Source organism: Burkholderia sp. Ac-20344 (genome assembly GCF_017104975.1).
Taxonomy (GTDB): Bacteria; Pseudomonadota; Gammaproteobacteria; order Burkholderiales; family Burkholderiaceae; genus Burkholderia.
Genome location: NZ_JAAGPP010000231.1, coordinates 1 through 9915, shown reverse-complemented (window position 1 = coordinate 9915; position 9915 = coordinate 1). Strand labels below are relative to the sequence as shown.

Sequence of the window (9915 nt, the reverse complement as noted above, 5' to 3'; positions counted from 1 at the left end):
AAAGGTCGCTCTCGTCGCATGCATGCGCAAGCTGCTCATCACGCTCAACGCCATCGCTCGAACGGGACAGCGCTGGCAAGCGGATTTCAACTGCGCATGACATGTTCGGTCTCAAGATGGTTGCTGGGTTCTTGTGAGTGGGTGAAACTGGGTGAAGCGAATGCGGCGCGCAGCACGCCGCGGCGGTCGCGGGGGAGGCGTCCGCCGGACATGCGTGTCATCGGATGGCGCGATGCGCGCGGTGTGCAGGCGCGGCGGCGAGCGGGACGCCGCGACCGGGTCAGCCCGCTTTCGCGAACGCCCAGCAGTCGTTGGCCGGGAATTCGATCCAGTGCTTGCCCGCTGCGCGCGGCACATGGCCGAACGCGCGCAGGCGCATCTCGCCGCAATGGAACAGGTACTCCCAGCGGTCGCCGAGATACATCGACGTGACGAGGTCGGCCTGCAGCCGGTTCGCGCCCGGGCCGTCGGCGACCTGCACGCGCTCGAGACGGATCACGGCCTGCGCGTCCTGGCCCGGCGCGAAGGTGTCGCGGGCGAGCGCCTGCAGTTCCCAACCGTCGCCGGCGAGCGTTACGCGCTCGCCGTGTACGGCCGCGACGCGCGCGTCGATCCGGTTGTTGCTGCCCATGAACTCGGCCGTGTACAGCGAGCGCGGCGCGCCGTACAGCTCGGCCGGCGTGCCTTCCTGTTCGATGCGGCCGTTGCGCAGCAGCAGGATGCGGTCGGACATCGCCATCGCCTCGGTCTGGTCGTGCGTCACGCACAGGGCCGACAGGCCGAGCGACACGATCAGCTCGCGCAGCCACGCACGCGCTTCCTCGCGCAGCTTCGCGTCGAGGTTCGACAGCGGCTCGTCGAGCAGGATCACCGGCGGGTTGTAGACGAGCGCCCGTGCAATCGCGACGCGCTGCTGCTGGCCGCCCGACAGCTGGTGCGGAAAGCGTTCCGCGAGATGGCCGAGACCGAGCTGGTCGAGTGCGGTCTGCACGCGGCGCTTCTGTTCGGCCGGCGCGACGCGGCGCAGCTTCAGTCCGTAGCCGACGTTGTCGGCGACGGTGCGGTGCGGCCACAGCGCATACGACTGGAACACGAGGCCGAGCGAGCGCTGTTCGACGGGCAGGTCGACGCGGTTTGCGCCGTCGAAGAACACGCGGTCGTCGAGCTGGATGCGGCCGTCGGACGGCTGTTCGAGGCCGGCCACCGCACGCAGCAGCGTGGTCTTGCCGCTGCCCGACGCACCGAGCAGGCACACGACTTCGCCGGCCTTCAGTTCGAACGACACGCCCTTGAGGATCGGATTGGCGCCGTAGCTGAGGTGCAGATCGTCGACGATGAGCTTATCCATGAAGTTTCACTCCGAAACGCAGGGCCACGCCGAGACCGGCGCCGACCATCGCAATGTTGATGACAGAAAGCGCGGCGACCTGGTCGACGGCGCCGGTCGCCCACAGCGACACGAGCAGCGCGCCGATCACTTCGGTGCCGGGCGACAGCAGGTAGACGGCCGTCGAGTATTCGCGCTCGAAGATCATGAAGATCAGGAGCCACGCGGCGAGCAGGCCGAAACGCACGAGCGGCAGCGTCACGTCGAGCGACACGCGGCTGCGGGTCGCGCCGACGCTGCGGCCGGCTTCCTCGAGTTCGGGGCCGACTTGCAGCAGCGCGCTCTGGATGAGCCGCATCCCGTACGCGAGCCACACGACCGTGTACGCGATCCAGATGCTCCACATCGAGTTCTTCAGCTCGCGCAGGCCGGGCACGAACAGGAAGATCCACAGGAACGCGAGGCCGGCGAGCAGGCCGGGCACCGCGCGCGGCAGCAGCACGAGGTAGTCGAGCAGCTTGGTGGCCCAGTCGGGGCGGCGGTGGCCGGCGAACGCGACGAGGGAGTAGAACCCGATTGCGAGCGCGCCGCCGATCACGCCGATGCCGAGCGTGTTGACGATCGCGCGCACCAGGTTGTCCTGCTCGAACAGCTCGGTGAAGTTCGACAGCGTCAGCACTTCGGCGAGCGCGACGCCTTCGCCCCAGTTGGTCACGAACGCGCGCAGCACGATGCCGGAGATCGGCACGATCACGGTCAGCACGAGCCACAGCGCGACGATCGCGAGCGCGACCCAGCGCCATACGCCGAGCGGCAGCACCGTCGCGCGGCCGGCCTTGCCTTTCACCGTGACGAAGCGGTTCGCGGTCTTCAGCAGCCGGCGCTGCAGCAGCACGAGCGGGAACGTGATCGCGACGATGCACACCGCGACCGCGGCCATCAGGTGATACGACGGCACGCCAAGCTTGTTGGTCAGCTTGTACAGGTAGGTCGCGAGCACGAGGTGGCCTTCCGGATCGCCGAGCACGAGCGGCAGCCCGAACACCTCGAAGCCGAGGAAGAACACGAGCACGCCGGCGAACAGCAGCGCGGGCATCGTCATCGGCAGGCTCACGTCGAGCGCGACGCGGAACGGGCGGGCGCCCGTCACGCGCGCGGCTTCCTCGACGTCCGAGCCGAGGTTGCGCAGCGCGGCCGACGAGTACAGGTACACGTGCGGCACGTGCGTGAGGCCGACGATCACCGTGATCGCGAAGATCGAGTACACGTTCCAGGGCACGCTTTGCACCCCGAACAGTTCCTTGAACCACACCGAGTAGAAACCGACCGGGCCGGCCGCGACCACGTAGCCGAACGCGAGCACCATCGGCGACACGAACACGGGCGTGAGCAGCAGCGGTTCGAGCCAGCGGCGGCCGGGCAGGTCGGTGCGCACCATCAGGAACGCGAGGATGCCGCCGAGCGGGATCGAGATGAACAGCATCCCGCCGGCGATGATGAACGAGTTCTTTACGGCCGACCAGAAGTCGGGATCGCTGAAGATGAAGCGGAAGCCGTCGATGCCGAGCGTCTTGTTCGCATCGAAGAACGGCGCGGACAGCAGGCTCTGGAACAGGATGAAACCGAGCGGCAGCGCGACCGCGATGGTCAGCACCGCGACGACGATCCAGCGCAGCATGCCGGCGAGCGGCTGCAGGCTGTTGACCGGCAGCGCGGGAATCGCGTCGCGCGGGCCGGTGGAGGGCGGAACGGCCGGCGTTCCGCGTGTGCTGGTTGAAAGCATGAGTTCGCCCCTGCGGCCATCCGGATGGCCGCCTCCAGGAAATCGGTGAGGGAAAGGGGCCGCCCGCTCGTGTGCGGCGGGCGGCAGTCAGTCAGCGGATCAGCGCTTGATTGCCTGCTGCCACTGCTTCAGGAAAGCGAGGCGCTTCGACTGGTCGAGATAGACGAGCAGGCCGGTGCCGATCTGGATCGGCTTCAGCGAGTCGCCGAGCTCCTTCGTGAGGCTCGCGGCCGACGTTTCGCCGGTCACGTCCGCGCGGATCGCGTACAGGTTTGCCTGGTTCGCGATCAGCGTCTGGCCGCGCTTGGACAGCAGGTAGTCGACCCACAGCTTCGCGGCGTTCGGGTTCTTCGCCTTCTTCGACACGGTGGCGAGGCGGCTCACGACCTGCGTGTAGTCCTTCGGAAACACATAACCGATCGACTTGTCCTTCTTCGCCTTCGCATACGCATACGAACCGATGATGTTGTAGCCGATCAGGTTCTCGCCCGACGAAATGCGCTCCATCATCGCGCCCGTGCTCGACTGCAGCTTCGGGCCGGTCGCGCCGATCGCCTTCACGAGTTCCCACGTGACCTTCTCGTTCACGTGCGCGTCTTGCGTCAGGTAGTTGAAGCCGACGCCCGATTTCTCGATGTCGTAAGTCGTGACCTTGCCCTTGAACTTGTCGGCCTGGGTGGTGAGCAGCTTGATCAGGTCGGCGCGCGTGGTCGGCACTTCGTTCTCGGGAATCAGGCGCTTGTTGTAGACGATCGCGAGCGGCTCGAACGTCGTGCCGTACGCCTGCTTCTGGTACTGCGCCCAGGCCGGCACGTTCGCGCTTTCGGGCGAATCGTACGACGCCATCAGGCCGTCGTTGACGAGCTTGACCTGCAGGTCCATCGCCGAGCTCCACAGCACGTCGGCGCTGGTGCTGCTCGCCGCGTTCTCGCTGATGTAGCGGTTGTACAGCTCGGTGCTGTTCATGTCGTTGTACTCGACCTTCACGCCGTACAGGCTTTCGAAGTCCTTGATCAGCGGGCGCACGAGGCCCGTGTCGGTCGTCGAGTAGACGATCAGCTTGCCCTCCTTCTTCGCGGCGTCGATCACGCCCTGGTAGCTCCCCGGATACCCGGCCGGAACCTGCGCGGCGGCGCTGCCGGCGGCAGTGCCCAGAACGACCGCCAGCGCGGCGGCGAGGTGCTTCGGTGCAAACGGCATGTCTTCCTCCAGTTACGTCTAGGTGTTGTTCGAGTGCAGCGGATGTTAATTGCGGCGCACTTTCAGCCTGCTTTCATTCCGGTACGCAATCGGGTCCTTTGTGTCATGGATTTCCCGAGGTCGAAGCGGCGGCGGCCGCGCGTTTCGCGGCGCGCGGCACGATCCGGCAAGGGAGGGAGGCGGGTTGCCGCCGTGCGCGGCAACGCTGGCAACGGCCGCTACGCGGGTTGCGCGAGCAGCTTGCCGAGGATCCGGCCGCCATGCCGCGCGTGCGCGGCCGTCAGTGCGGAATACCCGACGACGACACCGGCTTCGCACCGGGCGCTTCGACAGAATCCGCGGATCGGCTGCAATTCGATGCCGGCTGCTTGGGCTTGCGCGACATACGTTGTGTCGTCGATTCGCGTACTGCACGTACTACCCGTTCATCGCGGAATCGTCGACGCTGTTCCAGCGGCAACGGGGCGTATCCGGCCCGGTGTACGCCGCGATCTTCGGCCTGACCGTGCTCGGCTACCTGATCGGCTCGAACGTGTTCGCGCGGACCGTCACCCGCTGGAAGGCCGATTCGGTCATCGCGGCGGCGGCGGGTGTCAATCTGGCCAGCGCCGCCGTGTTGTGGATCGGCGGTGCGATCGCGCCGACGGCGGTGGCGGCGCTCGTCGTTCCGATGTTCTTCGTGATGATTGCCGTCGGGATCGCGATCCCGGCCTGCCAGTTTGCGGTGATGCAGCCGTATACGACGATCGCCGGGACGGCGTCCGGGCTGTTCTTCTTTATCCAGATGGCGATCACGGCCGCGTGCGGCGGCGTGCTGGCGTGGCTGTCGGATGGCGCCGCACGCCCGATGATCGTCGTCACGGTCGGCGCGAGCGTCGCGTTCCTGGCGGTGGCGGTCGGCCTGCGCGAGCGGCGGCGCGCAGGCGACGGTTCGTGCTTCGCGACGCGGAACCGTTCCGCCGCCGAGCGCTGAGCGACGCTCGGCCGGGATGGCCGACGCGTGCCTGCGCCGGCTGCGCAACCGGTGTTTCCGCGAGGCGTCGCCTTGGAAAGGATCATGTAATGTAGCGGCCTGTCGCTGACCTTACCGGAATCCCCATGCGTGTGCTGCTCGTCGAAGACAATCCGAACCTTGCCCAGTCGCTGAACGACGCGCTGAGCGCGGCGCGCTTCGCGGTCGATCACATGGCGGACGGCGAGGCGGCCGACCACGTGCTGCGCACGCAGGATTACGCGCTGGTGATCCTCGATCTCGGGCTGCCGAAGCTCGACGGGCTGGAAGTGCTGCGGCGGCTGCGTGCGCGGCGCAATCCGGTGCCGGTGCTGATCCTGACCGCGCACGGCTCGGTCGAGGACCGCGTGAAAGGGCTCGATCTCGGCGCCGACGATTATCTCGCGAAGCCGTTCGAACTGACCGAACTGGAGGCGCGCGCCCGCGCGCTGATCCGCCGCAGCCTCGGCCACGAGCATTCGAGGGTCGAATGCGGGCCGCTTTCGTACGACAGTATCGATCGCAGTTTCCATCTCGCCGGCGAGCCGCTGTCGCTCACGCCGCGCGAGCGCTCGGTGCTCGAGGTGCTGATCCTGCGCAACGGCCGCGCGATCAACAAGGAAACGCTGTCGGAAAAGATCTTCGGGCTCGACGAGTCGGTGAATGCCGATGCGATCGAGATCTACGTGTACCGGCTGCGCAAGAAGCTCGAGAACACGGGTGTCGCGATCGTCACGCTGCGCGGGCTCGGTTATCTGCTGGAAGCGAAGGCGGAGACCGCCGAATGAACCGCACCCGCGCTCACGGTCGTTCGCTGCTTCGCGGGACGGCACGGCGGGAGGCAGGGTGATCCGCCCGAACCTGCGCACCCAGGTCGCGCTGTGGCTGCTGCTGCCGCTGCTCGGCCTGCTCGCGCTCGACTCGTGGCTCACGTACCAGCGCGCGATGAGCGCCGCGCACGTCGCGTTCGACCGCACGCTGTCGTCGTCGCTGAAGTCGATCCGCGAAGGCGTGCGGCTCAACGACGGCGAGGTCGAGGTCGACCTGCCGTATCTCGCGCTCGAAATGCTCGAATCGAGCGACGGCGGCAAGATCTACTACCTGATCCGCGAGGACAACGGCCACACGATCACCGGCTATCCGGACCTGCCGCTGCCGCTGGGGCGCGATGCGGGCGACGGCGCGCTGTTCGTCACGCGCTACTACGACGTGGTCTATCGCGGCGAGCAGTTGCGGATGGCCGCGCTGCGCATCCCGGTGCACGACGTACCGACCGCGCAGTCGCGCATCGTATGGGTGATGGTCGGCGAGACGATCGAGGCGCGCCAGGCGCTCGCGCGCGAGATCCTGGTGGGCTCGCTGCTGCAGGAAGGGCTGCTCGTCGTGCTGGCGCTCGGCATCGTGTGGCTCGGCGTCGGGCGCGGGCTGCGGCCGCTGAACCGGCTGTCGGCGACGGTCGCCGCGCGCAGCGAGGACGATACGACGCCGCTCGATACCGGCGCGGTGCCGAGCGAACTTGCGCCGCTCGTCGAGTCGATCAACCAGTACATCGGCCGCACGCAGCGGATGCAGGTCGCGCGGCGCCGCTTCTTCGCCGACGCGGCGCATCAACTGAAGACGCCGCTCGCGGCCGTGCAGGCAGGCGTCGAGCTCGCACTGCGGCCCGACGAACAGCCGCGCGCGAACGGGCACCTGCGGCGCGCGAACGGCGCGGTGCGGCAGGCCGCGAAGATCGTCCAGCAACTGCTGTCGCTGTCGCGGCTCGATTCGGACAGCGGCCATGCGGTCGCGCACAAGCCGGTTGCGCTGCACCGGCTTGCGCGCAGCGTGACGCTCGACTGGTCGCCGGTGGCACGCGCGCGCGACATCGATCTCGGTTTCGAGCACGAGGCCGACATCGACGTGCACGGGCAGTCCGACCTGCTCGGCGAGATGATCGGCAACCTGATCGACAACGCGATCCGTTATGCGGGCGATTGCGCGGTGATCACGGTGCGCGTGTCGCGCGATGGCGAGCAGGCGCGGCTCGACGTCATCGACAACGGGCCGGGCATTCCGGCGGACGAGCGCGACGCGGTGTTCGAGCGCTTTCATCGCGGCAGCAAGACGCAGACGGTCGAAGGGACGGGGCTCGGGCTGTCGATCGTGCGAGAGATCGCGCGCGTGCATCAGGGCAGCGTGACGCTGGCCGATGCGGACGGTGGCGGGCTGGTCGTGACGATCCGGTTGCCGGCGGCGAACGATGCGGGGCCGCGCGCTGCGTGATGGCGCGTAGCGATGCGGGAAGCGGCTCGCGGCATGCGGGGGCTTCCCGGCTGCGAGGGGAGTCGACAATTGCGCGCGGTGCGGTTCCGCGCGCGCAACTCAATCGCCGAACCCGATCTCCGCTTCCAGCGACTGGCCGACTTCGAGCCATGTGCCCGCGCCTTCGACGACGATCGCATTGATGCCGAACGTCAACTCGCCGTCGAAATTCGGGTTCGCGCGATAGGTCTGCATCGTGTCGGTCGGCTCGTGCGGCCATGCGGGATCGGGTGCGCCGGTGACCTGGTCGATCGTCGGCATCGGGCAGCGCGTGCACGGCTTCACGAGACGCAGCCGCACGGGTATCGCGCCTTCCGTGTCGAGATGTTCGACGAAATCCTCTTCGTACGCATCGAGATCCGACACCACGATGTTCGGGCGGAAGCGGTTCATCGGGATCGCCGGCGCGCCTTTCGCGGCGAGCCGCGCGTTCAGGTCGTCGAGCGACGACTGGCCGATCACGAGCAGCGGGTAACCGTCGGCGAACTGCGTATGCGTATCGATCTCGCCGGTCCACTTGCGATTGCAGCCGCGGCGCGCGTCCGGCCCGAAGCGCGCGAGCGTCGTGGGCGTGCCGAGGAATTCGGTGAGCCAGGCGGCCGTTTCGGCGCCCGTGTCGATCGCGTCGACGGTGTCGCGCCACACCGTCGCGGCCAGTTTAGGCGTGGCGGGCGATACGTCGCCATCGAGCGGCGTGCGGATCTCGCGCATGCCCGGCGCGTTCAGCACGAGCGCATCGCTTTCGAGCGCGGTGTGGATCAGTGCGAGGCGCGGGTGCGTGCGCTGCGTGATCATCTGCCCGGCGGGGTCGGTGATCAGCCAGTGGCGGTCGTACGCAAGGCCCGTTTCGAGCAGTTGCGCGCGCGACAGCGCGATGCCGGCGCAGGATTTGATCGGGTAGACGAAGAGTTCGGCGATGGCTGGCATGACGCTGGCTGAAGGCGGATGACGAGACTGCGATTGTGCCAGATCGCGCCGCAGCCGTTTGGACGGCGGCGCACCGTCGCACGGCCGGTCATGCGAGCGGGAAGCCCGGGTCGAACGTCGTGCGCACGTCGAGCGGCTGGCGCAGCAGTCCGGCCTTCAGGTAGAAGTCGGCCGTGCGCTGCTGTTCGGCGATGACCGTCGCGTCGATCGGCAGCCAGCGCGTGTTGCGGCGCTCGAACTGCAGCTTCGCGGCCGCCGGCGGAATGCCGATGATGCGTGCGAGTGCAGCGGAATATGCGTCGACATGCCGGTACGACCAGGTCTGCGCGCGCACGACGCGCCGCAGGAAATCGTGCAGCACGTCGCGCTTCGACGCGATCGCCGCGTCGGTCGCCGCGATGTAGCTGAGGCCCGACCACAGCCCGCGGCCGTTGACGAGCACGCGCGCGCGGCCGCTCGTTTCGGCAAGTGCGGTATAGGGTTCCCAGGTCGCCCAGGCATCGATCGAACCGGTTGCGAGCGCAAGCATCGTGTCGGCCGGCGGCAGGAAGCGGAACGATACGGCGTCGGGCGGCAGGCCGGCCGCGTCGAGCGCCTTCAGCGTGACGAAGTGGCCGATCGAGCCGCGCGTGGTGCCGATGCGCTTGCCTTTGAGGTCGGCCGCGCCTTTCAGCGCCGCGTCGGGCCGCACGAGCACCGCCGTGCCGTACGGGTCGGAACGGTTCGCGCCGATCACCTTGATGCGGGCGCCCGACGCGAGCGCGAAGATCACCGGCGCGTCGCCGATCGGCCCGCAGTCGACGGCGGCCGCGTTCAGCGCTTCGGCGAGCGGTGCGGCGGCCGGGAACTCGGTCCACGCGATGTCGTAGGCAAGGCCGTTCAGTTCGCCGGCCGCTTCGAGCAGCGCGCGCAGCCCGCCTTTCTGGTCGCCGGCGCGCAACAGCGGCCGCGTGCCCGATTGCGCGCGCAGTGCAGCCGGGGCCGCGGCGATCGTGGCGAGGGCGCCGGCTTGTGCGAGGAAATGGCGTCGGGTCGGATTCATCGTGAAGTTCAGTTGGAAGGGAATTTCAGGGGTTCATTCAGTGCGGGAGCCCGGCCTGCACGTCGCGCACGGGTTCCGTATCGACGCGCAGTAGCAGCGCGGTCAGCGGATCACGGCTCGCTGCCGATCCGGCCGGTCGTGCGGTGGCGTCCGAGCGGCACAGCAGGTCGGCATCCGACCAGCCCGCGCTACCCGGTAACGCACGCGCCCGCAGCCAGCCGCGGCGATCGGCGAGGAGCTGCGTGCCGCCGAGCGCGTCGGGCGCCACGCCGGCGATCGTCGCGAATGCGCGCCACGCATCGGGCGTCGACGCGACGCAATCGGCTCGCGCGGTGCCGGCC

Annotated in this window: 7 protein-coding genes and 4 pseudogenes; 4 read left to right on the top strand and 7 right to left on the bottom strand. The window is 68.3% G+C overall.

Annotated features, from left to right (window positions below; translation table 11 throughout):
- Positions 1-100 (top strand): annotated as a pseudogene (locus G3N64_RS40485) (IS110 family transposase); the annotation flags it as partial.
- Between the two features lie 180 nt (positions 101-280).
- Here the strand turns inward: G3N64_RS40485 and G3N64_RS36705 are convergent.
- From G3N64_RS36705 to G3N64_RS40065, 4 genes and pseudogenes are all read right to left on the bottom strand, one after another.
- A complete protein-coding gene (locus tag G3N64_RS36705; RefSeq protein WP_205788522.1) occupies positions 281-1348 on the bottom strand; it encodes an ABC transporter ATP-binding protein in 1068 nt (355 codons plus the stop codon).
- Entirely contained in the window at positions 1341-3110 is a 1770-nt protein-coding gene (locus tag G3N64_RS36700; protein ID WP_205788521.1) for an iron ABC transporter permease, read from the bottom strand. Before G3N64_RS36700 ends, G3N64_RS36705 begins: the two co-directional genes overlap by 8 nt.
- Positions 3111-3209: 99 nt before the next feature.
- Positions 3210-4310 carry an ABC transporter substrate-binding protein gene (locus tag G3N64_RS36695; protein WP_205788520.1) on the bottom strand — a complete coding sequence of 367 codons (1101 nt, stop codon included), beginning with the start codon at positions 4308-4310 and terminating at the stop codon, positions 3210-3212.
- Between the two features lie 218 nt (positions 4311-4528).
- Positions 4529-4711, bottom strand: a pseudogene (locus tag G3N64_RS40065) (PLP-dependent aminotransferase family protein); the annotation flags it as partial.
- Here G3N64_RS40065 and G3N64_RS36690 point away from each other — a divergent pair.
- From G3N64_RS36690 to G3N64_RS36680, 3 genes and pseudogenes are all read left to right on the top strand, one after another.
- Positions 4690-5283: pseudogene (locus G3N64_RS36690) on the top strand (Bcr/CflA family drug resistance efflux transporter); the annotation flags it as partial. The pseudogenes G3N64_RS40065 and G3N64_RS36690 sit on opposite strands and share 22 nt — an antisense overlap.
- A 125-nt stretch (positions 5284-5408) precedes the next feature.
- Positions 5409-6089 carry a response regulator gene (locus tag G3N64_RS36685; RefSeq protein WP_069251438.1) on the top strand — a complete coding sequence of 227 codons (681 nt, stop codon included), beginning with the start codon at positions 5409-5411 and terminating at the stop codon, positions 6087-6089.
- Between the two features lie 58 nt (positions 6090-6147).
- Positions 6148-7566, top strand: a complete 1419-nt coding sequence (locus G3N64_RS36680; RefSeq protein WP_205788519.1) for a sensor histidine kinase — start codon at positions 6148-6150, stop codon at positions 7564-7566.
- 99 nt (positions 7567-7665) lie between these two features.
- Here G3N64_RS36680 and G3N64_RS36675 read toward each other — a convergent pair whose 3' ends face one another.
- From G3N64_RS36675 to G3N64_RS36665, 3 genes and pseudogenes are all read right to left on the bottom strand, one after another.
- Positions 7666-8532 (bottom strand): MOSC N-terminal beta barrel domain-containing protein, encoded by an 867-nt coding sequence (locus G3N64_RS36675; protein ID WP_205788518.1) that lies wholly within the window; start codon positions 8530-8532, stop codon positions 7666-7668.
- 88 nt (positions 8533-8620) lie between these two features.
- On the bottom strand, positions 8621-9574 hold the full coding sequence (locus G3N64_RS36670) for an ABC transporter substrate-binding protein (RefSeq protein WP_205788517.1): 954 nt from the start codon (positions 9572-9574) through the stop codon (positions 8621-8623).
- Between the two features lie 37 nt (positions 9575-9611).
- Positions 9612-9915 (bottom strand): annotated as a pseudogene (locus G3N64_RS36665) (cytochrome c); the annotation flags it as partial.